General features: G+C 64.9%; 18 protein-coding genes. 3 read left to right on the forward strand and 15 right to left on the reverse strand.

The annotated features are described in order from the left end of the window. Positions 1-13 precede the first annotated feature (13 nt). The 7 genes from DC366_RS13765 to capB are packed head-to-tail and all read right to left on the reverse strand — an operon-like array spanning position 14 to position 8,583. The gene (locus DC366_RS13765; protein ID WP_108692805.1) at positions 14-1,189 is read right to left on the reverse strand and encodes an ABC transporter substrate-binding protein; all 1,176 of its coding nucleotides are present in this window, start codon (positions 1,187-1,189) and stop codon (positions 14-16) included. A 10-nt stretch (positions 1,190-1,199) separates the two neighbouring features. Continuing rightward, positions 1,200-2,267 (reverse strand): branched-chain amino acid ABC transporter permease, encoded by a 1,068-nt coding sequence (locus DC366_RS13770; protein ID WP_108692806.1) that lies wholly within the window; start codon positions 2,265-2,267, stop codon positions 1,200-1,202. A 3-nt stretch (positions 2,268-2,270) separates the two neighbouring features. Next, positions 2,271-3,185 (reverse strand): branched-chain amino acid ABC transporter permease, encoded by a 915-nt coding sequence (locus tag DC366_RS13775; protein WP_108692807.1) that lies wholly within the window; start codon positions 3,183-3,185, stop codon positions 2,271-2,273. Next, positions 3,182-3,928, reverse strand: coding sequence for an ABC transporter ATP-binding protein (locus DC366_RS13780; RefSeq protein ID WP_108692808.1), 747 nt, complete (start codon positions 3,926-3,928; stop codon positions 3,182-3,184). Before DC366_RS13780 ends, DC366_RS13775 begins: the two co-directional genes overlap by 4 nt. Then, positions 3,928-4,680, reverse strand: coding sequence for an ABC transporter ATP-binding protein (locus DC366_RS13785; RefSeq protein WP_243405132.1), 753 nt, complete (start codon positions 4,678-4,680; stop codon positions 3,928-3,930). Before DC366_RS13785 ends, DC366_RS13780 begins: the two co-directional genes overlap by 1 nt. 3 nt (positions 4,681-4,683) lie before the next feature. Then, on the reverse strand, positions 4,684-6,804 hold the full coding sequence (gene capA / locus DC366_RS13790) for a caprolactamase subunit alpha (protein ID WP_108692809.1): 2,121 nt from the start codon (positions 6,802-6,804) through the stop codon (positions 4,684-4,686). Between the two features lie 24 nt (positions 6,805-6,828). Further along, on the reverse strand, positions 6,829-8,583 hold the full coding sequence (gene capB / locus DC366_RS13795) for a caprolactamase subunit beta (RefSeq protein ID WP_108692875.1): 1,755 nt from the start codon (positions 8,581-8,583) through the stop codon (positions 6,829-6,831). 282 nt (positions 8,584-8,865) lie between these two features. Here capB and DC366_RS13800 point away from each other — a divergent pair, with 282 nt between their 5' ends. Continuing rightward, the gene (locus tag DC366_RS13800; RefSeq protein WP_108692810.1) at positions 8,866-9,831 is read left to right on the forward strand and encodes an AraC-like ligand-binding domain-containing protein; all 966 of its coding nucleotides are present in this window, start codon (positions 8,866-8,868) and stop codon (positions 9,829-9,831) included. Here the strand turns inward: DC366_RS13800 and DC366_RS13805 are convergent. From DC366_RS13805 to DC366_RS13815, 3 genes are read right to left on the reverse strand one after another with little or no spacing between them, the layout of a single operon-like run. Beyond that, a complete protein-coding gene (locus DC366_RS13805; protein WP_108692811.1) occupies positions 9,828-12,881 on the reverse strand; it encodes an efflux RND transporter permease subunit in 3,054 nt (1,017 codons plus the stop codon). The two genes, DC366_RS13800 and DC366_RS13805, sit on opposite strands and share 4 nt — an antisense overlap. Before the next feature lie 12 nt (positions 12,882-12,893). After that, positions 12,894-13,937, reverse strand: coding sequence for an efflux RND transporter periplasmic adaptor subunit (locus DC366_RS13810; RefSeq protein ID WP_243405133.1), 1,044 nt, complete (start codon positions 13,935-13,937; stop codon positions 12,894-12,896). Next, positions 13,934-14,389 (reverse strand): MarR family winged helix-turn-helix transcriptional regulator, encoded by a 456-nt coding sequence (locus DC366_RS13815; RefSeq protein WP_108692812.1) that lies wholly within the window; start codon positions 14,387-14,389, stop codon positions 13,934-13,936. The genes DC366_RS13810 and DC366_RS13815 overlap by 4 nt, the downstream gene beginning before the upstream one ends. A 173-nt stretch (positions 14,390-14,562) precedes the next feature. On the opposite strand from DC366_RS13815, the gene DC366_RS13820 reads away from it, so the two are divergent. Continuing rightward, positions 14,563-14,982 carry a universal stress protein gene (locus DC366_RS13820; protein ID WP_108692877.1) on the forward strand — a complete coding sequence of 140 codons (420 nt, stop codon included), beginning with the start codon at positions 14,563-14,565 and terminating at the stop codon, positions 14,980-14,982. Positions 14,983-15,013: 31 nt separating this feature from the next. On the opposite strand, the gene DC366_RS13825 is transcribed toward DC366_RS13820, so the two are convergent. The 3 genes from DC366_RS13825 to DC366_RS13835 form a co-directional block, all read right to left on the reverse strand. Then, positions 15,014-16,990 carry an ABC transporter permease gene (locus DC366_RS13825; RefSeq protein WP_108692813.1) on the reverse strand — a complete coding sequence of 659 codons (1,977 nt, stop codon included), beginning with the start codon at positions 16,988-16,990 and terminating at the stop codon, positions 15,014-15,016. Next, positions 16,990-18,027 (reverse strand): quaternary amine ABC transporter ATP-binding protein, encoded by a 1,038-nt coding sequence (locus DC366_RS13830; protein ID WP_108692814.1) that lies wholly within the window; start codon positions 18,025-18,027, stop codon positions 16,990-16,992. The genes DC366_RS13825 and DC366_RS13830 overlap by 1 nt, the downstream gene beginning before the upstream one ends. A 78-nt stretch (positions 18,028-18,105) precedes the next feature. Continuing rightward, positions 18,106-19,047, reverse strand: a complete 942-nt coding sequence (locus DC366_RS13835; protein ID WP_108692815.1) for an ABC transporter substrate-binding protein — start codon at positions 19,045-19,047, stop codon at positions 18,106-18,108. 395 nt (positions 19,048-19,442) lie between these two features. Here DC366_RS13835 and DC366_RS13840 point away from each other — a divergent pair, with 395 nt between their 5' ends. Next, on the forward strand, positions 19,443-20,099 hold the full coding sequence (locus DC366_RS13840; protein WP_108692878.1) for a helix-turn-helix domain-containing protein: 657 nt from the start codon (positions 19,443-19,445) through the stop codon (positions 20,097-20,099). Between the two features lie 73 nt (positions 20,100-20,172). Here the strand turns inward: DC366_RS13840 and glnT are convergent, their stop codons facing one another. Both glnT and DC366_RS13850 read right to left on the reverse strand, forming a co-directional pair. Next, on the reverse strand, positions 20,173-21,528 hold the full coding sequence (glnT, locus tag DC366_RS13845) for a type III glutamate--ammonia ligase (RefSeq protein WP_108692816.1): 1,356 nt from the start codon (positions 21,526-21,528) through the stop codon (positions 20,173-20,175). Positions 21,529-21,617: 89 nt separating this feature from the next. Further along, positions 21,618-22,961 carry an FMN-binding glutamate synthase family protein gene (locus DC366_RS13850; RefSeq protein WP_108692817.1) on the reverse strand — a complete coding sequence of 448 codons (1,344 nt, stop codon included), beginning with the start codon at positions 22,959-22,961 and terminating at the stop codon, positions 21,618-21,620. Between the last annotated feature and the right edge of the window lie 6 nt (positions 22,962-22,967).

The raw sequence follows: 22,967 nt of genomic DNA on the forward strand, positions 1-22,967 counted from the left end.
CGCGGGCGCCGGATCAGCGGGACAGCAGCACGTCCAGCGGCACCGGCTCGCTGATGGTCCACTCACTGATCACGGCGGGCTTGCCGTCCGTGATCTCGATGATCTGCATCGGCGCGATGTTCTGGTGATGCAACTCGGGGCTGAAGCTGCGCACGCCGAAGGCCGTCGGCTCCTTGTCCATCTTTTCCAGCTCGGCCGTCACTGCCGCGCCCTCAAGCGTGCCCGCACGCTCGACCGCCTTGGCCCACAGATCCATCAGGATATAGCCCGGATAGGCGTAGGAGCTGGCCGGGCGCGCGCCTGTCGCCTTCTCGAAGGCCACGTTGAACGCCTCGGCCTCGGGGCGCGGATCGTCGCCGTGGATCGAGCCCTGCACCGGCAGGACGAAGCCCGACAGGTCCGGTACCGCGTTCAGCCAGTATGAGCCGTCCACGGCCGACCCGTTGAGGATGATCGAATTGATGCCCGCCGCGCGGATCTGGCGCACCGCCGCCGCCGCGCCCGGAATGACCGAGCAGAGCATGATCACGTCCGGCTCCGCGTCCAGGCTCTTGATCCGGGTGATCTGACTGGCGATGGAGGCGTCGTCATTCTTGAACGTGTCGCGCCCGACGATCTCGGCGCCCTCCAGTTGCGGGAACATCCAGTCAAAGCCGCGGCAGATGCCCTTGTTGTATTCGATGAACGTATCCAGCAACACATAACCGCGGCGCGCATCGCGTTCGGCATGGCTCCACTCGGCCATGGTGGCGCCCTGAACGGCGGCCAGCACCGAGCCGGAGAAGCTGTTGGGCCCGACGCCCTGAATGCCCGCCTTCACGTCCTCGGCGCAGAGGAAAAACGAGTTCATGCCGGCCGCTTCGGCCGACAGCGCGGCGGGGGCGCCGAAATCGTAATCGCAGCTGACGATCATCATGTCCGCTCCCTCGTCGATCAGTTGCAGACCGGCCTTGGCCGATTGCGCGCGGTCGGTCTTGGTGTCGGCCTCGACCCATTTGATCTGCCGGCCCAGAAGGCCGCCATTGGCGTTGATCTCGTCGATGCGGATACGCGCGGCGGCGGCGGCGGGGGTGTCATATGCCTCCATCCAGCCCGATTTCGCGATGGCGAAACCGATGGTGATATCCTCCTCGGCGGCGGCGGGGATCGCGGCCATGGCAAGGGCCGCGGCGGTCAGAAAATGCTTCATTGGTGTCTCCTCAGTTGGGTGCCGTTTTCGGCTTGGTTTTTGGGTTGCGCAGAAATGCCAGACTGCGGGGGGCGAATTCGCGGCCCGCGGTCAGACCGCCGGGCCGCAGGATCAACACGGCGATCATCACGAGGCCGATCACGATCTCCTGCGTGCCGCTGGGCAGCGCGAACTCGGCGGCGCCCACGCTCACGCCCTGCTCGCCGCGCACCAGAAGCTCGATCAGGATCGACAGTACCAGCACGCCAGTGACCGCGCCCGACAGGCTGCCGATGCCGCCGACCACCAGCATGGCGAGCGAGATGAAGGTGATGCCCAGATAGAAATTGTCAGGATTCAGCACGCCGATGGAATGGCCCAGCAGAACGCCCGCGATGCCGGTGAAGAACCCCGAGACAACCAGCGACAGCAGCCGGTGGCGATAGATATGGATGCCCGAGGCGCGCGCCGCGACCTCATCCTCGCGCGTGGCGCGCAGGGCAAGGCCGGAGGCGGAATTGGCGTAAAGGCTGGCCGCGAAAACGGCGGCCACGGCCCAGCCGAGCGCCGTCCACTGATCCACATACCGCTCCAGCCCGACGACCGAGGAGGTGGCGCCGGTGACGCCCTCCCAGTTGGAATAGACGGTGTTGACGATGGCAAGGAACGCGAAGGTGGCGATGGAGGCCGCGATACCGCTCAGCCGCAGGATCGCCGCACCCGACAACAGCGCGACCAGCGCCGCCAGCAGGCCCGACACGATCGCCGCCGGAAACATCGGCCATTCGGCATTGGCCAGCCACAGCGGCAGATCGGGCAGGAAGAGCGATTTCATCTGCGGCTTCAGCGTCAGCCAGGCCGAGCAATAGGCCCCGATCGCCATGTATCCCGCATGGCCAAAGCTGATGATGCCGGAATTGCCGACGAAGATCCAAAGCCCGACCACCAGCACGACGCGGATCAGCGTCTCGGCGGCCATGCGTGCCAGCGCCTTGTCGCCGAAAAACGTGGCCAGCAGCACCAGCCCCAGCAGGATCGCAGACAGGATGACGGGCGTGGCATAGGACAAAAGGCGGGCTTCGGTATGGCGGTTCATCATTGCTCAGATCCTCGGACGGGCGGATTTAGGCACGAACAGGCCCTGCGGGCGCACCAGCAGGCTGACGATCACCAGCGTGTAGAGAAACGCATCCCGGAAGGGGCGCGCGTCGAGCGGAAGGTAGGCTTGCAGCACGACGGAGGCCGCCCCGATCAGAAAGCCCGCCGCGACCGCGCCGGGGAGCGAGCCCAGCCCGCCGATGACGGTGGCGATGAAGGCCACCAGCATGATCTGCCCACCCATGCGCACGTCGGCCACGCCCGTCTGCGTCGCCATGATCAGCGCCACGGCAGCGGCCAGCGCGCCCGACAGCGCGAAGGCGCCGGTGATCACGACATTGGCGCGCACGCCCAGAAGGCGCGCCATGCGGAAATTCTCGGCGGCGGCGCGCATCTCCAGCCCGATCCGCGTCTTGCGCAGCAGGAGGGCAAGGCCCGTGACCACCACCAGCGTGGTCAGGATCACGATCAGTTGCAGCACAGGCACGCTGGCCCCCGCCAGCTCGACCGGCATGTTCAGATCGGGCCAGAGGCTGATCGCCTTGGGCCGGCCGCCATAAAGCGCCAGCAGCGTGTTCTGGATCACGAAGCCCAGCGCGAAGGAGCCGACCATCATCGCCACCGGGGACGCGTTGCGCATGTGGCGGAACACCAGCATTTCGGACGCGACGGCAATCAGCGCGCCCAGCCCGAGGATCACCGGGATCAGCACGATGGCCGGCGCGCGGCCCAGAAACATGACCGACATCGCATCGGTCGAGGGCAGGATCAGCGCAAAGACGCAAAAGGCGATGTATTCGCCATGCGCGAAGTTCACGAGGTTCATCACGCCGAAGATCAGCGCGATTCCCAGCGCCGCCATGGCATAGATACCGCCCAACGCCGCGGCATCGAAGAAAAGTTGCGTGATATCGCTCATGCCTTTGCCTCCGCGTCTTCTGCCGCGCCGGATTTGCCGAAATAAGCCTCGGTCAACGCCGCCTGATCGCCGAAATCTGCGGCATCTCCGCCGCCGACGATGGCCCCGCCCCGCATCAGGATCAGCCGCCCGCCGACGCGCGCGGCCCTGACCGAGCTTTGCTCGACGATCAAAAGGGTCAGGCCGCGCTCCTCTTGCAGCGCAATCAGCTTGTCATAGACCTGATCGACCACCTTGGGCGCGAGGCCCAGCGATGGCTCGTCCACCATCATCAGCTTGGGGTTGGTCATCAGCGCGCGCCCGATGGCCAGCATCTGCTGCTGCCCGCCGGACAATGCGCCGGCGGGCGCGTGTCGCCGCTCGCCCAGAATGGGGAAGGCGCTGTAGATCTCGTCCATGTCGGTCTGCACCGCGTGCCGGTCCCGGCGCAGGCCGGTGCCGACACGCAGGTTTTCCTGCACCGTCAGCGCGCCGAAAATCTCGCGCCCCTCGGGCACCATCGACAGGCCGAGCCGCGCAATCGCTTCGGGCGGCTGGCCGGTCAGGATATCGCCGTCCATTTCGATCCGGCCCTGACTGGTGGCCACCGCGCCGCTGATCGCACCCAGAAGGGACGACTTGCCGGCGCCGTTGGGGCCCGCGATGAACACGCGCTCGCCCTCCTCGATGCTCAGCGACACTTCGTTCAGGGCCGGCACCTTGCCATAGCGCACGGACAGGTCGAAAACGCCCAGTTTCGACATCACGCGGCCTCCTGATCGACGCCGAAATAGGCATCACGAACGGCGCGGCTGGCGGTGATGACATCGCGGCCGCCCTCCTCGATGATGCGTCCCGCGTCGAGGACATAGACATGGCTGGAGACCGAAAGGACCAGCCCCACGTTATGCTCGATCAGCAGAACGCCGGTGCCCAGCTCGCACGCGACGCGCGCGATGAGGCGCGCCAGATCGGCGGCCTCGGCCTCGGACATGCCGGCGGCGGGCTCGTCCAGCAGCAAAAATTGCGGCGCGAACATCAGCGCGCGGGCAATGCCGACGCGCCGCTCGTCGGTATAGGGCAGCCCGGCGGCGGGCGCCTCGGCGAGGTGGGCAATCTCCAGCCAGTCCAGCACGCGCATCGCCTCGGTCTCGGCGGCGTGGCGCGAGCGGCCGAGACCGACGCCGGTGACCGCCAGGTTATCCAGCACATCCAGCCCGGCAAAGAGCCGCCCAGCCTGAAACGTGCGCGCGATCCCGGCGCGGCGCATCCGGTGCGGCGCCAGAGCGCCGACATCCTGCCCCGCCATCGTGATCCGGCCCGAACTGGGCGGCTGGAAGCCGGTCAGCACGTTGACCATCGTCGTCTTGCCCGCGCCATTGGGCCCGATCAGCCCATGCACGGCGCCGGGCGTCAGCGTCATGGTCACATCCGTCAGCGCCTTGAAGCCGCCGAAGGCCACCGAAACGTCGGTGGCATTCAGCGCGTTCTGCGCATTTTGCGTGGCATGGCTCACCGCTTACGCCTCGGCCATCGTCTGGGCCTTGGCGGAGGTGCCGTCGCCCGTCGCCGCGGTCAGCACATAGGTGCCGGTATCGTGCAGCGTCACGGTCCAGTCAGGCTCGACCACGATGGTTGTCGTCACCTCCTCGATCACCGCGGGGCCGGTCAGCGTGTCGCCCGCGCCCAGCGCGCCGCCGTCATAGACCGGCGTGCTGCGTGCGGTGCCATCGGCGCTGAACACCATGTCGCGGTGCCCCTTGATGGCCGCCGCCGCGCCCTTGCCCGGCGCGATCTTCATGCGCGTGGGTTTGGCCACATGCCCGTTGATGGTGCTTTCGACGTTGACCACCTCGACCGCGCTGCGTGGCTCGTCATAGGTGTAGAGCTCCTTGTGGCGGGCATGGAAGGCGTCCTTGATCTTCTCCAGCGATGTCTCGGTCACCTCGAAGGGGCTGATTTCTACCGTGCATTCATGCACTTGCCCGACATAACGCATGTCCAGCGAGCGGCGGATCGAGATATCCTCCTCGGCAAAGCCGTCATCCTTCAGATCCTCGCGCCCGCGCGCCTCAAGTCCCTTGAACAGCTCGTCAAGACGCGCCGCGGACGCGGCCCCTTCCAGCCGCAGGGGCGCGGGGGCCATGTAATTGTACCGGACGTCCGACAGGATCTGGCCGTAGGCGCACAGGCCCGAGGCCAGCTTGGAAATCAGCACCTTGGCGATGCCCATCTCGCGCGCCAGCGCGGTGATATGCGCGCCGGTCGCGCCGCCCGCGCCCATCAGCACGAAATCGCGCGGGTCATACCCCCGCTCGACCGAGACGCGGCGGATGCCGTTCATCATGTTGTTGTTGACGATGGTGAACATGCCGTAGGCGGCCTTTTCGACGGAGATGCCCAGCGGATCGGCCAGCTTGGCCTTGATCGCCGCGCGCGCCTTGTCCACGTCCAGCGGCAGGCGCCCGCCGACCAGACCGTCGGAGTTGAGATAGCCCAGCGTCAGGTTGGCGTCGGTCGTCGTCGGGTTCTCGCCGCCCTGCCCGTAGCAGGCCGGGCCCGGCTCGGACCCGGCCGATTGCGGGCCCATCTGCATCAGCCCCATCTCGTCGATCCACCCGATCGAGCCGCCCCCGGCGCCCAGCGTTTCGACCTGGATCATCGGGATGCCGATGCGGTAGCGAAGGAAGTCGATGTTCTTGTTGATATTCGCCTGCCCGTCGCGCGTCAGCGTGATGTCAAACGACGTGCCGCCCATGTCGACGGTGATGATGTTGGTATCGCCCCAAGGCGCGGCCACGTCGAGCGCCGCCTGCGGCGCCGATGCCGGACCGGAGTTGATCGCATAGACCGATTGGTCCGACACGACGCGGCCCAGCGCGAGGCCGCCGTTCGACTGGAAATACCGTACCGGATGCTTGGAGCCCAGCTCGCGGAAATAGCCGTCGATCGCCTCCACGTAGCGTTGCAGGATCGGCGCCAGATAGGCGTTCACGATCGCCGTCGAGGTGCGGGTATATTCGCGCACCTGCGGATAGAGCACGCTGCCCACGGTCAGGCGCACGTCGGGCATCATCTCGCGCACGATCTCGGCGGCGCGCATCTCGTGGTCGGTGTGGAGCACCGACCAGACAAAGGAGATGGCGACCGATTCCACGCCCTCGGCGATGAAATAGCGGCAGGCCTCGCGCACCTGCTCCTCGTCCATCGGGGTGCGCACGGTGCCGTCCGACAGGACGCGCTCGGAAATCGGGCGGCGCAGGTGGCGCGGAACCAGCATGGTCGCGGGCGGATAGTCGGGATCGTAGCGATACCCGTCCTCCTTGTGGCCAAGGCGGATCTCGATGGAATCCTCGTGCCCCTCTGTCGCAATGAGGCCGGTTTTCGCGCCGTTATGGGTGATCAGCGCATTGAGGCCGACGGTCGTGCCGTTGATGCACAGATCGGAGTTCGACACGATGTCGCGCGGCGATACGCCGGTCTCCTCCTCGATCAGGGCAAGGCCGTTCCTGATGGCCTTGGTCGGCTCGTTCGGGGTCGACAGAACCTTGAAGATCTGAACGTCGCCGCCCTGTTCTGCCAGAACGAAATCGGTGAAGGTGCCGCCGGCATCGATGCCAAGACGATATTTGCTACGCATGGGAAAATCCTTTCTAGTCTTGGCTTATGCAGCGCTGGCGCGGGTTTTCGCGGTCGCCGCCTCGTCCACGGTCAGGCTTTCGGCGTCGGAGAGGATGACGCCATAGTCCTGCTTGGCCCCTTCGATGCTGACCAGGCCGTTGCGGATATCCTCGACCACGCGGCGCGGATCGCGCTCGAACGGGTTGCCGAAGCCGCCGCCGCCGGGGTTCTTGTTGGCGGCCCGCTCGCCGGGGTTGATCGTCTCGATCACGTTGTCGGTGATGATTTCGGTCTGGCCGTTCCGGGTGATTTCCAGCCGCCCGACCTTGGGCTCGATCATCGTGGATTTCGCGCCGCCGGCACCCATCGCGGGGATGCGGCGGCCCTCGCCGAAGGTGATCAGCGTCATCGGCTTGTCCAGCGGCTCCACCTCCCAGCAGGCGCCCGATCCGCCGCGGAACTTGCCCGCGCCGCCACTGTCGACCATCATCGAATAGCGGTGGATGATGATGGGATAGGAATGCTCCAGCATCTCGATATCGCCCGAGGTCAGCGCGCCAAAGCAGCATTGCGGCCCGCGCACATGCCAGCCATCCTGCGACGCCGTGGCGCCCGCGCCGGAGATGATCGAGGCGAGCACCATCGTCACGTATTCCTCGTCATGGCGCGTGTCCCAGCCGGCGATGTTGCAGCCATTGGCATGGCCCCAGCTGGCCGAAACCTTGTCGGGCGCCGCCTGCTCGAACGCGAGGCGCACGGCGTCGGTCAGCGTCTCCATCGGGGTGGTGGTGCAGTTGGCGTGGGGCGCGGGTGGCTTGGCGTTGCACAGCGTGCCGCGCGGGCCCATGTCGACGGTGATGTTGCGATACAGCCCCTCGTTATAAGGCGGCGGAAGCTGCGCGAACATCATCAGGCCCAGATAGACGCCGGAATAGCTGTTCCCCTCGTAGGAATTGATGAAATACGGGATCTGCGGCGGGCTTTCGATCTCGATATGCACCTTTTCGCCGTTGATCGTGACGGTCGCGGTGATGTCGAAATCGCCAAAGCCGTGGCCGGCATCCTCCAGCACGGCGGTGCCGCTATAGGTGCCGTCCGGCACTTCGGCGATCAGGCTTTTCATGTGCTTGTTGGCCATGTCCAGCAGCACCTCGATGCAGTCCTGAACCGTTTCCTTGCCGTATTTGTCCAAGAGCGCGATCATGTTGCGCGCACCGACCTGGCAGGCGCCGATGAGCGCATTGAAATCGCCCTCCTGATCGCGGCGGGCGCGCATGTTGGTCAGCAGCATGTTCAGGATGTCATGGCGCGGCTTGCCCTCGTCCCAGATCTTGATCGGGGGGATGCGCAAACCTTCGGCGAAGATCTCCTTGGCGTCGGGGTTGTAGCCGGCGGGCACCGGGCCGCCGATATCGGTCAGGTGGCCCTTGCAGACGGTCCAGAACACCAGCTCGCCCTTGTAGAAGACGGGGTAATACATGCAGGTGTCGATGATATGGCTGCCGGCATAATCGGGATCGTTATGCAGGATCAGATCGCCCTCCTTGATGTCGCCATCAAAGAACTTGTCCACCGCCTTCATCGCGGGAATGAGGCTGCCGAGGTGGATGGGAATGTCCTGCCCCTGCAGGATCATCTCGGGCGTGTGGTTGAAAAGCGCGGTGGAGTAGTCATGCGCGAGGTTGAAGACCGAGCTGCGCGCCGTCTTCTCCAGCGCCATGGTCATTTCGCGCTGCGTTGTCTCCAGCACGCCGCGCACCACCGACAAGGTAATGGGATCGACATTTTTCCGAGGCATATCATGTGTCCTTTGCGTTGCGCGCAAGGGGCCCGGACGCGCCTGCGGGTGCCCCTTCGAGGGGCTCGCCTGCATCGCCATGCCGCCTTTGCACGTCGAGATCATGGGCCAGCATTGCCCGCGCGGCGCCCTTCGGTCTTGCCCCCCGGCGCAGGATCATTTGGCGATCAGCGCAGCGATATTTGACGCCGAACGCAGGATTTCTTGACGCTGAGCGCAGTCACCGGAAATTTTCTTTGTGAAATGAGGCTTCGCCGGTAACTTCGTTCAAGGGAGGAGCAAATGTCAGCCACATTGAAATTTTCGACTGCGAACACGCCCGCGCATGACCGGTCGAGCCATTGGAACGCGGTCATCATGGATGCGTATTTTCCGCTGGAGTTGCAGTTTCAGAGTCCCTCGCAATTCGACGGCAGGCTCAGCCGCATGCCGCTGGGCCACGTGGGCCTGTCGCGGCTGACATCCGCGCCGGTCCTTTACGAGCGGCGCCCCAGCCACATTCGCGAGGCCCGCGAGGAAGAGTACCTGGTGACGATCCCGCGATCATCGCCGGTGGAATTCCGCCAGCTGGGCCGCGACGTGCGCTGCGATCCGGGCGGATTCATCCTAAAGCGCGGGGACGAGCCCTATCGCTTCATGTATGCCAAGCCCAACGATCTGTATGTGCTGAAGGTCAGCCGCCGCGCGTTGTCCGAGCGCGTGCGCAATCCTGACCGGTTCTGTGCGCAGGTCATCGACGCGACCTCCGGCACCGCGGGGCTGTTCGCGGCGATGGTCGATCAGATCCAGCAGCGCATCGACGATCTGAGCGGCGCCGCCGCCGAGACGGCAGGCCGGCAATTGCTGGAGCTTCTGGGTCTTGCGCTGGATGAAAAATCCAGCGCGGTGGATACCGGCGACGTGTCCAGCGTGCGCGCGGCGCATCTGCTGCGGGTCGAGCGGTTCATCCGCGATCACCTGAAGGATCCGGCCCTGTCCCCCGATCTGATCGCGCAGGGCTGCGGCATTTCCAAGCGCTACCTGCACGATCTGTTCAAGGACGTGAACGGCACTGTGTCGCAGCAGATCCGTGATCAGCGCCTGACGGCGGCGCGCGACCGGCTGGCGGCGTCACGCTCGGTCAGCATCGCCGAGGTCGCCTATCGCTTCGGGTTCTCTGATCAGGCGCAATTCTCGCGCCTGTTCAAGACGCGCTTCGGCATGACCCCGTCCGAGTTGCAGCGCAGCGCGCCACCGCAATTCGCCTAAAGCGCCGGGGCCTGTGCGACGCGGTCCGCGCGATCCTTGCGCGCGAAGAACACGTAATAGAACACCGGCGCCGCGATCAGCGTCAGCACGCTGGCAAAGGCCAGCCCGCCCATGATGGTCACCGCCATCGACACGAAGAACGCATCGCCCAGAAGCGGGATCATGCCCAGAATGGTCGTCGCTGCCGCCAGCACCACCGGCCGCAGACGCGACACGCAGGCCACCACGATCGCCTCGCGCAGCGGCAGCCCTTCGGCGCGCACAAGGTCGATCTCCTCTACCAGCACGATGCCGTTCTTGATCAGCATGCCCGACAGCGACAAAAGCCCCAGCAGCGCGGTGAAGGTGAAGGGCAGCCCCGTGCCCAGCAGCCCCAGCACCACGCCGTTCACCGACATCGGCACCAGAAGCCAGATGATGACCGGCTGCCTGATCGCGTTGAACAGCAGCACCGAGATCACCACCATCACCAGCAGGCTGAGCGGCAGCTGCCCGCTGAGGCTCTTTTGCGCATCGGTCGAGCTTTCGAATTCGCCGCCCCATTCCAGCGTGTAGGCGGCGGGCACCTCGACCCCCTCCACGGCGGCGCGGATCTGGCCGAACACTTCGGCGGCGGTGCGCTCGGGCGGGATATCGGCGCCGACGGTCAGCGTCGCCACACGGTCGCGGCGATGGAAAAGCGTGTCCTGCACCTCGAAATCCAGCCCGTCGATCACCTGCTCGATCGGCATGAAGTTCTGGCCGGTTTCGGACCACACCGGCTGATCGCGCAGGTCGCTGGTGGCGTTCCTTGGCAGGCGCACGGTGATCGGGATCAGCCGCTCGTCCTCGCGATAGACGCCGCCCGAAATCCCGTCGGTGGCAAAGCGCAGCGCGCCGGCCACGTCATCGCGGCTGATCCCGGCGCTTTGCGCGCGGTCGGTCGCGTAGATGGGGCGCAGGACCAGTTCGGGCTCGCGCCAGTTGGTGCGCGCGTCCAGAATATCGGGCGAGGCGCCCTCCATCGCGTCGATCACCTGCGCGCCCAGTCGGCGCAGCACCACCGGATCCGGCCCCGAAAGCCGCGCCTCTATCGGATCGCCCCCGCCCGGCCCGAACACCAGCCGCCGCGTGCGGAATTCGCCCTGCGGCAACGCCTCGCGCCCGAAGGCCTCCAGCTCTGCGCGCAAGGCGGGGATCGCGTCGATGTTCGGGGTGCGGATGATCATGTGCCCATAGCTGGGGTTCGGCTTTTCGGCGGAATAGGTCAACATGAAGCGGCTGGCGCCCTGCCCCGCATAGGTGGTGTAGGACAGCACGTCATCGCGCGCGCCCAGCCACTCCTCGATCACCGCCAGATCCTGCGCCGTCTCGCGGATCGTGCTGCCCTGCGCCAGCTTGTAATGCACGAAAAACAGCGGCGTGTTGGAGTTGGGAAAGAACTGCTGCCGGATCTGCCCGAAAGCGGCAAAGGAGGCGACGGTAATGACGATCAGCCCCCCGATCACCAGCCAGCGGGCCTTGATCGCGCCGCGCAGCGTGGCGGCATAGGCGCGAAAGACCGGGCCATCATACGCGCCCGCGCCTCCCGCCTTGCCGCGCTTGAAGAGGTAATGCCCCAAAAGCGGCGTCGCCGTGATCGCCAGCACCCAGCTGAGCAGCAGCGAAATGGCGATCACCGCAAAGAGCGAGAACAGGAATTCACCCGTCGCATCCGGGCTGAGGCCGATGCCGGCGAAGGCCATGATGCCGATCACCGTGGCGCCCAGCAGCGGAATCTGCGTCTTGCCCGCCGTCTCGCCCGCGGCCTGCCGCGAGGATTGGCCGCCCTGCATGGCGATCTGCATCCCCTCGGCCACCACGATGGCATTGTCCACCAGCATGCCCATCGCGATGATCAGCGCCCCCAGCGAGATCCGCTCCATCTCGATCGCGAAAACGGCCATAAAAAAGAGCGTGCCGACCACGGTCAGCAGCAATGTCGCCCCGACGACGACTGCGGCGCGCCAGCCCATGAACAGCGCCAGCACCGCCACGACGATGCCCACCGACATCGCGAGGTTGATCAGAAATGCGTTCGAGGCCTCTTCGACCACCACATGCTGCTGATAGATAGGGCTGAGTTCGACGCCTTCGGGGATGTCGGCGAACAGCTCGGCCAGCCGCGCATCGACGCGGTGCCCGACCTCGACGATGTTCTCGGCGGCAAGGCCCGCGACGCCAAAGCTGAACGCCTCGGCGCCGTCATGGCGCAGAATCATCGACGGCTGCTCGACACGGCCGCGATAGACATGCGCCACGTCGTAAAGGTTCAGCAGCTCGCCCGCGACGCCGATGGACAGGCCCGAGATATCGGACACGCTGTCCGATCCGGCAGGCCCCTCGATCAGCGTGCGGCGCCCGCCCCGGTCGAGCGAGCCGGCGGGCGATTCGGAGTTTGCCGCGGACAGCGCGCTGACCACCGCCTGGGGCGGCACGTTCTTGGCCACGGACACGGCCAGTTCCGGCTCGACAAAGATGGCCTCTTCGGGAAGCCCCGACAGATCGACATCGGCCACCCCCTCGACGGCGAGCAATTCGCGTCGCAGCCATGTGGCAAGGCGGTGGATTTCCCCGTCCGAAAATCCCGGCGCGGTGACGGCGTAATACAGGCCGAAGACATCGCCAAAGCCGTCATTGACGAAAGGCGGGCGCACGCCCGGCGGCAGATCATGCGCCGCATCGCGCACCTTCGCGCGCAGCTTTGTCCAGATATCGGGCAGCGTGTCGCCGTCATAGGTCGATTTCACCTCGACCTCGATCAGCGAGCGGCCCGGCTGGTTCACCGATGTGATGGTCTCGACTTCGCCCATCTGCTGAATGGCCGATTCCAGCGGCTCGGACACCTCGCGCGCGACCTGCGCCGCCGATGCGCCGGGATAACCGGTCATGATCACCGCCTGTTTGATGGTAAAGGCCGGATCCTCCAGCCTGCCCAGCGACGAGAAGCCCCAAAGACCGCCGAAAAGACAGCCCAGGATTAAAAGCCAGGTCAGGATCGGCTTTTCGATGGACGCGCGCGCGATGTTCATCTGCCTGTGCCCTTAATTCGGAAAACCGGTGAAACGGCGCACCGTCTGACCGTCTTTCAGCGCCGTCGCCCCGGCCGCGACGATCTGCTCTCCGGGCTGCAGCCCTGACGTGACGCGAAAACTGCCATCCTCGGCCACATCCAGCGCCACCTTGCGCCTGTGCACCGTGGCGCCGTCCTTGTCGCCCTCGTAGACCATGACAAAGACCGCGCCACCCGGCTCAGGTACCAGCGCAGAGGCGGGCACGGCAAGCCCGGCATCGTCCAGATGCCTGCGCGCCGAGACCGTGACCGAAGAGCCGGGCAGGACATCCGGCGCGTCATCCGCGGCAAATGCAAGGGTCAGCTTGAAGGTCTGGCCGACAGCCGCGGCGTCAGAGGTGAACTCCCTGATTTCCAGCGGATAGCTGCGGTCGCCTGCCGGGAAATTGGCATGGATGCTGACATCGGGATTGCGCCCGGCCTGCTGGAACAGGATTTCGGGCACCTCGACCTCGACGCGCAGCTCGGACATGTCGTGCAGCCGCGCAACCGGCGTTCCGGCGGCGACGGTGCTGAAATTGGCGACCAGCCGCTCGGCAACCAGCGCCTCGAACGGCGCGGTCAGCGTGGCCTGCGCCAGCGCGCGCTCGGCATCGCGCAGTGCGATCATGGCGAGCCCCTCGTTGGTGCGCGCATCATCGCGTGCCGCCTGACTGACCGACGCGTTGCTGAGCCGCGACAGGCGATCCAGATCGCGCGCCGCCTGCGATTGCCGCAGCCGGGCCTGCCCCAGCGCAAGCTCGAAGGGTTCGGGATCCAGCCGCGCGACAAGCGCGCCCTGCTCGACGGTCTGCCCCTCGACCAGCGGAAACTCGATCAACTGCCCGCCGGTCTGGAACGCCAGATCCACCGTCTGGCGCGCCACGACCTTGCCATAGAATTCGCGGGTCATCCCGGTTTCCGCCTGGCCCACTGTCATCACCTTGACCGGCCGGATCGCGGGATCGGCCGCGCGCGCCGCCAGCGGCGCAAGCGACAATGCCAGACATAGTGCAGAGACGATGAAGCGCGTCAAAACGGCAATCCTTTTGGCAGGCCATCGGCCATGATGTGGTCGCGGATGCGCAGCATCAACGCGCCGAAGCGGTGCAGATCGGCCTCCGGCAGGCCCGTCGCATCGCGCAAGGCGGCGTCGATCCGGTCCATCAGAGCGCGCCGGGCGCCCTGCCCCTGCTCGGTCAGCTCCAGCAGCCACGCGCGGCGGTCATCGGGATCGCGCCTGCGCACCACCAGCCCCTTGGCCTCCAGCGCATCGGCCAGAACCGTGACCGTCGACGGCAGGCTTTGCATGATCTTCGCAAGATCGCCCATCCGCCGCGGGGCGGACAGCCGCAGCAGAAACAACCGCTCCTGTTTGGAGATGCCCGGATCCGCGCAATCCAGCTTGTCATGCAGCGACCAATAGAGAACGGCGATGCTCAGCATCACCTCGCCCAGCTCGATCCCGGTATCCGCCGTGTTCGTCATGGTCCGATTCCCGCAAGACATTTTGCGCCCTGCATATTTCATGAAGCGAAACATTCGGGAAGTAAATCATCCGTGATCCGGCCCGCGCGGCGTCAACGCCCCCGCGTTTGCGCCAGATCATGGTAATCTCGGCCAATCATGCGAAGATGGATCAACAAAAGAGGAGCGACAGCATGTACAAGCATATCCTGATTTCGACCGACGGCTCGGAACTGGCCATGAAGGGGGTCGAGCACGGGCTGGCCCTCGGCAAGGAAAATGCCAGCAAGATCACCGTCATCACGGTCAGCCAGCCCTATCCGCTACAAAGTGCGGCGACGCTGGATTCGTGGAGCGCGGCGCAAAAACGGCATGCCGAGGACGCATTACTGGCCGTCAAGGGCGCGGCCGAAAAGCTCGGTGTCGAGATCGCCACGCGGCAGGCCGTCAACGATTCGGCCGCCGAGGGCATCGTCGACACGGCGCGGGATCTGGGCTGCGACCTGATCGTCATGGCCTCGCACGGGCGGCGCGGCGTTAGCCGCCTGTTGCTGGGCAGTCAGACCTCCGAGGTGGTCAGCCACAGCCCGATCCCGGTGCTGGTCGTCCGTTGACGCCCCGGGCGGTGACGCGCCTTGAGGCGCGTCATTCACCCAGGCCCAACGCGCGTTTGCGGTCATTGGCCCATTTCAGGATCGTCAGATCGAAGGTCAGCGCCATCAGCGACACGCAGATGCCCAGCACGAAATTCTTGCCCATATCCGTGCCGGCCAGCGTGCGCTGAAGCTCCTGGCCCAGATCCTGCGTGCCGATGAAGGCCGCGATGATGACCATGAAGAACGCGAACATGATCGCCTGGTTGAACCCCACCGCCATCGTCGGCAGCGCCAGCGGCAGCTGCACCTTCCACAGCTTTTGCATACGGGTGGCGCCGGACATGTCGGCGGCCTCGGTCATCTCTTCGGGCACGGTGCGCAGACCTTCGATGGTGTAGCGCGTCAGCGGCACCATGGCGAAGATCAGGATCGAGAAGATGACGGCGACATCGGTGATGCCGAACAGCATGATCGCGGGGATCAGGTAGACAAAGCTGGGGAATGTCTGCGCCGTGTCGCAGGCCAGAAGCACCCGGCGCGACCATTTCTCATCGCGCGATGCGATGATGCCGATCGGCAAGCCGAACAGCAGCGCAAGCGTCACCGCCGAGATCACCGAATAGAGCGTGATCACCGACCGGTCCCACCAGCCCGACAGCGCCACGAGGCCAAAGAAGAGCGCCGCCAGCCACGCCTGCTTGCGCCCCCCCAGCCACAGCGCGAAGGCCGCGATGGCAAGGATGAAGGCCGGTGTGGGGATGCTGAGCAGGAAATTCCGGAAGGGGATCAGGATCTGCACGTTCACCACATAGCGGATCCAGCCGGTGATTGCGTTGACCCAGCCGAGGGCCAGAAAATCCTTGATCAGATCGTCCATCAGCTTGCCCTGGCTGAAATTCTGGCGGCGGCCGATATCGCTGGCGACCTCCACGAACTGCCCCAGGATGCAGAAGAAGACAAAGGCGCCGATCCCGATCAGCAGCAGCGCGTGCTGCTTCCACCAGGGGGTGCCGCGCTCGTGATGTTCGGGCTGCTTCAGCGCCCATGCCTTGGACATGCGGTCCAGCATAACGGCGATCAGCACGATGGTGATGCCGATCTCGAAACTGCGGCCCAGCTTGAAAGAGCCCATCATCGCCAGCAGCTTGGCGCCAAGGCCCGGCATGCCGATGAAGGCGGTCAGAACGACCATGGCAAGGCTCAGCATGATGACTTGGTTGACGCCGACCAGTATCTCGCGCCGCGCAGAGGGCAGATAGACATGGCGCAGCAGTTGCCAGCGGGTGCAACCGCTCATGTGGCCGGCCTCGATCACCTCGTGCGGCACCTTTTGCAGGCCCAGCGTGGTCATCAGGATCATCGGCGGGATCGCATAGATCGTGGTGGCCACGGCCCCGGCCGTCGGGCCGACCTTGAAGAAGATGACCGCCGGCAGAAGATAGGTGAAGAAGGGCAGCGTTTGCAGCACCGACAGCACCGGCTTGATCGCGCGGCTGACCCAGGCATATTTCCAGCCCGCAATGCCCAGCGACAGGCCGATCACGAAGGCCAGCGGCGCGGCCACGACCAGCACCGACGCCGTCTGCATCGCGATCTTCCACTGGCCGATCAGCGCGGTCCAGACAAACACGCCCCCGCCCAGAAGCGCCATGCGCCAGCCGCCCAGGTAATAGCCCACCACGGCGGCAACGGCGGCGATGGCGGTCCAGGGGATCGGCCCCAGATAGGGCCAGCGGCGCTGACCGAAAAAGAGGTTCGCGGTAGCGTCCAGCACCCATTCCAGCCCCTCCGTCAGGAAGCGTGTGAGCGCCAGAAGGCCAAGATCGTCCTTGATGAAGTTGAACCCCGCATCCAGCCAGGCGGCGAAGGGCGGAATCCATGCCTCAGGCAGACGGTGCAGCACAGCAGGCAGGACGCCCGCATAATGCAGCAGCGTCAACACCGCGGCGAGCACCACCATCAGCAGCGCCGCGCGGGGCCGTGTCAGGGCAAGGCCAGCCACCGGATCGGTTGTCAGGACGGCCATCAGTGGGCCCCCACAAGGATGTTCAGCGCATCCTCGCGCCGGAACGCGCCGATCACCTTGCCTTCACGCGCAACCGGGATCGCCTCACGCGTGTCCTGCACCAGAAGCTGCGCAAGCTGGTGAACGGTGGACAGCGCATCGACCGGATCGCCGCTGCCGGTCAGGTCCGGCTTGGCCAGAACGCTGGCATGCACGACGCGGGCCTTGTCGATCTCCTCGGTGAATTTGCGCACGTATTCCGTGGCCGGGTGCAGCACGATCTGGTCGGGCGTGTCGCATTGCTCGACCGCGCCGTCCTTCATGATGGCGATGCGGTCCGCAAGGCGCAGCGCCTCGTCGAAATCATGGGTGATGAAGACGATGGTCTTGGCCAGCATCTCCTGCAGGCGCAGGAATTCATCCTGCATTTCGCGGCGGATCAGCGGGTCGAGCGCGCTGAAGGGCTCGTCCAGAAACCAGATATCGGGCTCGATCGCGAGGCTGCGGGCGATGCCGACGCGCTGCTGCTGGCCGCCCGACAGCTCGCGCGGGAAATAGTCCTCGCGCCCCTCAAGACCGACCAGCTTGATGACCTCCATCGCGCGCTCGCGCCGCTTGTGGCGGTCCTGCCCGCGCATCTCCAGCGGGAAGGCGACATTGTCCAGCACCGTGCGATGCGGCAGAAGGCCGAAGGATTGGAACACCATGCCCATTTTCGAGCGGCGCAGCTCGATCAGCTCTTTTTCGGACAGGCTCATCACGTCCTGGCCCTCGACCTCGATCGTGCCGCCGGTGATGTCGTGCAGGCGGCTGAAGCAGCGCACCAGCGTGGATTTTCCGGACCCCGACAGGCCCATGATCACCAGCATCTCGCCGCGCCGGACATCCACGCTGACATCCTTGACGCCGGCGATATAGCCATCGCTGCGGATTTCCTCATAGCCGCGTCCGGCGGGCATGGTGGCAAGATATGTCGTCGGGTCGGAGCCGAACAGTTTCCAGACATTCCGGCAGGAGATGACGGGCTGTTCGGTGGCGGCGGATGCGGTCTGTTGCATTAAGTTCCTCGGGGCAAAGCGGCCCCGTCCGATGAATTCGGGCGGGGCCGGAAAGGTTGGATCATGGCGCGGGGTGGATCAGTTGACCCAGCCTTCCCAGACGTCGCGATTGGCATCCAGCCACTCGGCCGCGGCCTCTTCGGGCTCCAGCTCGTCGACATCGACCAGCTTGGCCATTTCTGCGATCTGCGGGTTGGTAAAGGAAATCTTGGTCAGCGTCTCGTAGGCGCCGGGCCATTTTTCCTGCATCCCTTCCCAGGCGGCCTTCTTCAGATAGCCGTTGGCGGGATTGCCGCAATCATAGAGCGCATCGGGGTTCGGTCCGACAGCCGGATCGGTGTCACAGCCGTCTTCCCATTCGGGAAATTCCACGAACTCGCCCGGCCAGACCGCCTCGGCAAAATTGGGCGTCCAGTTGAAGACGACAATCGGCTTCTTCTCGGCCTCGGCGGCGCCGATCGTGGCCCAGAGCGCGGCGGCGCTGCCGGCATTGATCACGGTAAAGTTCATGTCCAGCGCCTCGACCCGCTCCTTGCCGTGCTTGAGCCAGTCCACCGGACCATCCAGATAGCGGCCCTTGTCACCGGTCTCGACCGTGGCGAAAACCTCGGCGCACTCGTTCAGCGCCTCCCAGTCGGGCAGGCCCGGACAGGCCTCCTTGGTCCACATGGGATACCACCAATCCTCGCGCGTGACGGCGTCGTGATCGCCGGCGTCGACAATGCCGCCCTTCTCCATCGCGGCGCGGTAGGATGCGCCGAACGCCCCTTCCCACACTTCCATCTCAAGCGTGACGTCGCCGAGGCGTATGGATTCGTAGACTGCCTGGCTGTCCGTGGTGACGTATTCCACGTAATTGCCCTGCTCCTGCAGGATCTGGCCCACGACATTCGACATCACGATCTGCGAGGACCAGTTGTGGATCGGAATCACGATGGGGTCGCTGCTGTCTTCGGCAAGGGCCGTCAAAGGCGCGCAAACGGCCAGTACGGCCGCGACGGCCGTTGAAGTCTTTCTCATGCTTTTCTCCCGTTGGACCGGCGCAACTGATGTACACCGGCGGCACCGTTGGTTCGGCGCCATTATGATTTGGATGTTTCCAAAATTATCGACCAGCAAGGCTCGTTTTGGCCCCATATCGGCACTGGTCGGAGGTGCAGTGTTGCACGTCTTCACTGTGGGTCAAGTTTTTTTTCTGGGCTTGCGCTAGCGCAAAGACAGGCCGCCACGTGTCTGATTCAAGTTATATCAAGGGCTTGGGCGCCAAAATTATCGCATTTCAGCCAAAAAAACTTTGCCCGATAGTATCAATCTTGTCCTGAGAGTGAAAAATCTGCATTCTTCAGGCGCATATGAGCCCCGGACAGCGCGGCGGGGGGCTTCGGGACAGGATCACGCGCAGCGACAGGATGCATATGACGGTTCAAAAGCTCACCCACGCGCAGGCGGCCAAGCTGACGCAGGATCCGCATCGCGGAACAAAGGAAGACCGCGAAAACGTTCTGGAAATCGCGATCGGGCGTGAATTGCGCGCGCATCGGCGCAAGCAGGAGATCACCGTCGCCGAGCTTTCGGCCAAGACCGGTCTCAGCATCGGGATGCTCTCCAAGATCGAGAACGGCAACACGTCCCCGTCCCTGACGACGCTTCAGACGCTGGCCAATGCGCTGCGCGTGCCGATCACCGGCTTCTTCCGCCGCTTCGAGGAGACGCGCGAATACGTGCATACCAAGTCCGGCGAGGGCGTCGAGCTGGAACGCGCAGGCACGCGCGCGGGGCATCAATACAACCTTCTGGGCCATATCGGATCAAACGGATCGGGCGTCATCGTGGAGCCCTACCTGATCACGCTCAGCGATATTTCCGACACCTTCCCGACCTTTCAGCATGGCGGGATCGAGACGATCTACATGCTGGAGGGCGCGGTCGATTATCGGCATGGCGATGATGTGGTGCCCCTGAAGCCCGGCGATACGCTGTTCTTCGACGCCGATGCGCCGCACGGGCCGGAGCGGCTGGTCAGCCTGCCCTGCCGCTATCTGTCGATCATCTGCTATCCGCAAAACGCCTGACGGCGCCGCGTCATGCAAAAAGGGCGGACCATATGGCCCGCCCCTTTCCGGATATCTGCGCCAGGAGCGCGAATCAGATGTCCAGCGTGTGGTCACGCTCCCACTGGGTGAAGTGCATGGCGTAGTCGTTCCACTCCTTCTGCTTCAGCTTGACGAAGCCCTTGGCAAACTCATCGCCCATGGATTTGGTCAGCTCGGTGTCAGACTCGAAGGTGCGCAGACCTTCCCACATGTTCTGCGGCAACTGCGCGGCATCCTTGACCTTGGATTCGTCGATCACCTGATCCATGTCGTGCGATTCTCCCGGATCCACCTTGTTGCGGACACCCGACAGACCCGCAGCCATGATCACGGCCGGCATCAGGTAGGGGTTGGTTGCGCCATCAGGCAGGCGCAGCTCCATCCGGCCGCCGCCCGGCACGCGGACCAGATGCGTGCGGTTGTCACCGGCCCAGGTGATGCTGTTGGGCGCCCAGGTGGCCCCCGATGCGGTGCTGGCCGCGCCGATGCGCTTGTAGCTGTTGACCGTCGGGCAGCAGATGACGGTCATGCCGCTGCCATGCTTGAGGATACCGCCCAGGAAATGCCCGCCAAGCTCGGACAGGCCATGACGGCCCGCCGGCGTGTCGCCCTCGCCGGCAAAGAGGTTGGTCTTGGCATCCTCGCCCATGCCATCCCAGGCCGAGATATGCGCGTGCAGGCCGTTGCCCGTCAGCCCCGGAAGCGGCTTGGGCATGAAGCTGGCGCGCATGCCGTGCTTTTCGGCGACGTATTTGATCATGAATTTGAAGAAACTCAGCTGATCGGCCATCGTCAGGACATCGTCGAAGTCCCAGTTCATCTCCCACTGGCCGTTGGCGTCCTCGTGATCGCTCTGATAGCAGCCCCAGCCCAGCTCGTGCATGTAATCGCTGGTCTCGCGGATGATGTGATAGTTGCGCATCATCGCCTGCTGGTCATAGCAAGGCTTCCGGCGGGTATCGAGCGTGTCGCCGACGGCGGTTCCGTCGCAGTTCAGCAAGGAGAATTCTGGCTCCACCCCGATCTTGAAATGCAGGCCCATCTCGGCCGCATCGGCGATCTGCTTGCGCAGCACGTTGCGCGGCGCCTGGGCGGAATATTCGTTCTTCATCACGGGGTTGCCCGGAACCCAGGCCATGTCGGGCTGCCACGGCAACTGGACCACGGCGTCGGCATCGGGCATCACCAGCATATCTGGATGCGAGGGCGTGTAATCCATGCCGCCGGCAAACCCGGCAAAGCCTGCGCCGTTTTCCTGCATGCGGCCAATGGCGCGGATCGGGACCAGCTTGGTGCGCTGCGTGCCCAGAATATCCGTGAAGTTGACCATGAAATACTTGATGCCGCGTTCCTGGCCCCAATCGTGCAGATTGATTTGAGAGTCTTGAACGAGTTGATCTGTTGTCATGTTTGGGGGTCCCTGTTGAAACGTTTCTGGGCTTTATAGGCAAAAAAGGGCGCAGCACCAAAGTGCTGCGCCCTTTTAACCGAAGGTCGTCAGTAGCTGGTGCCGGGCTTGCCGGGATACCACTGGGTGCCGGCAAGGGGGATCTTGGCCATCGCCGCGGCCTCCATTGTCAGCGAGACCAGATCCTCCGGCTCGAGGTTGTGCAGGTGGTTGTGCCCGCAGGCGCGCGCGATCGTCTGCGCCTCCAGCGTCATCACCTTGAGGTAGTTGTTCAGGTGTCGGCCCCCCGCGATGGGGTCGAACCGCTTGGACAGTTCCGGATCCTGCGTGGTGATGCCGGCGGGATCCTTGCCCTCGTGCCAGTCGTCATAGGCGCCCGCGGTGGTGCCCAGCGCGTTATACTCGGCCTCCCACTTGGGATCGTTATCGCCCAGCGCGATCATCGCCGCGGTGCCGATGGCGACCGCGTCGGCGCCCAGCGCCAGCGCCTTGGCCACGTCCGCACCATTGCGGATGCCGCCCGAGACGACCAGTTGCACCTCGCGGTGCAGCTCCATGTCCTGCAGCGCGCGCACCGCTTCGGGAATGCAGGCGATGATGGGCAGGCCGACATGCTCGATAAAGACGTCCTGCGTGGCAGCCGTGCCGCCCTGCATGCCGTCCAGCACGACCACGTCCGCACCGGCCTTGATCGCCAGCATGGTGTCGAAATAGGGGCGCGTGCCGCCGATCTTGACATAGATCGGCTTTTCCCACCCGGTAATCTCGCGCAGCTCGAGGATCTTGATCTCCAGATCGTCGGGGCCGGTCCAGTCGGGGTGACGGCAGGCGCTGCGCTGGTCGATGCCCTTGGGCAGGTTGCGCATCTCGGCCACGCGGTCACTGATCTTCTGGCCCAGCAGCATACCGCCGCCGCCCGGCTTGGCGCCCTGGCCGACCACGACCTCGATCGCGTCGCAGCGGCGCAGGTCATCGGGGTTCATGCCATAGCGCGACGGCAGCACCTGATAGACCAGCTGCTTGGAATGGCCGCGCTCTTCCTCGGTCATGCCGCCGTCGCCGGTGGTGGTCGAGGTGCCGGCCATGGATGCGCCGCGGCCCAAGGCCTCCTTGGCGGGGCCCGAAAGCGCGCCAAAGGACATGCCCGCGATTGTGATCGGGATATCCAGCTGGATCGGCTTCTTGGCGAAACGCGTGCCCAGCGTCACCGAGGTGTCGCATTTCTCGCGGTAGCCTTCGAGCGCGTAGCGCGAGATCGAGGCGCCCAGAAACAGCAGGTCGTCGAAATGCGGCAGCTTGCGCTTGGAGCCGCCACCGCGAATGTCATAGATCCCGGTGGCCGCGGCGCGGCGGATCTCGGCATTCGCGGAGTTGGAGAAGGTGGCCGACTGGATCGGCACTGTGCGCGGTGCGCCCTTTGCGTCGTCTTTCATGGTCGG

Origin of the sequence: Pelagivirga sediminicola (assembly GCF_003072125.1) — a bacterium.
Lineage (GTDB): Bacteria > Pseudomonadota > Alphaproteobacteria > Rhodobacterales > Rhodobacteraceae > Roseovarius > Roseovarius sediminicola.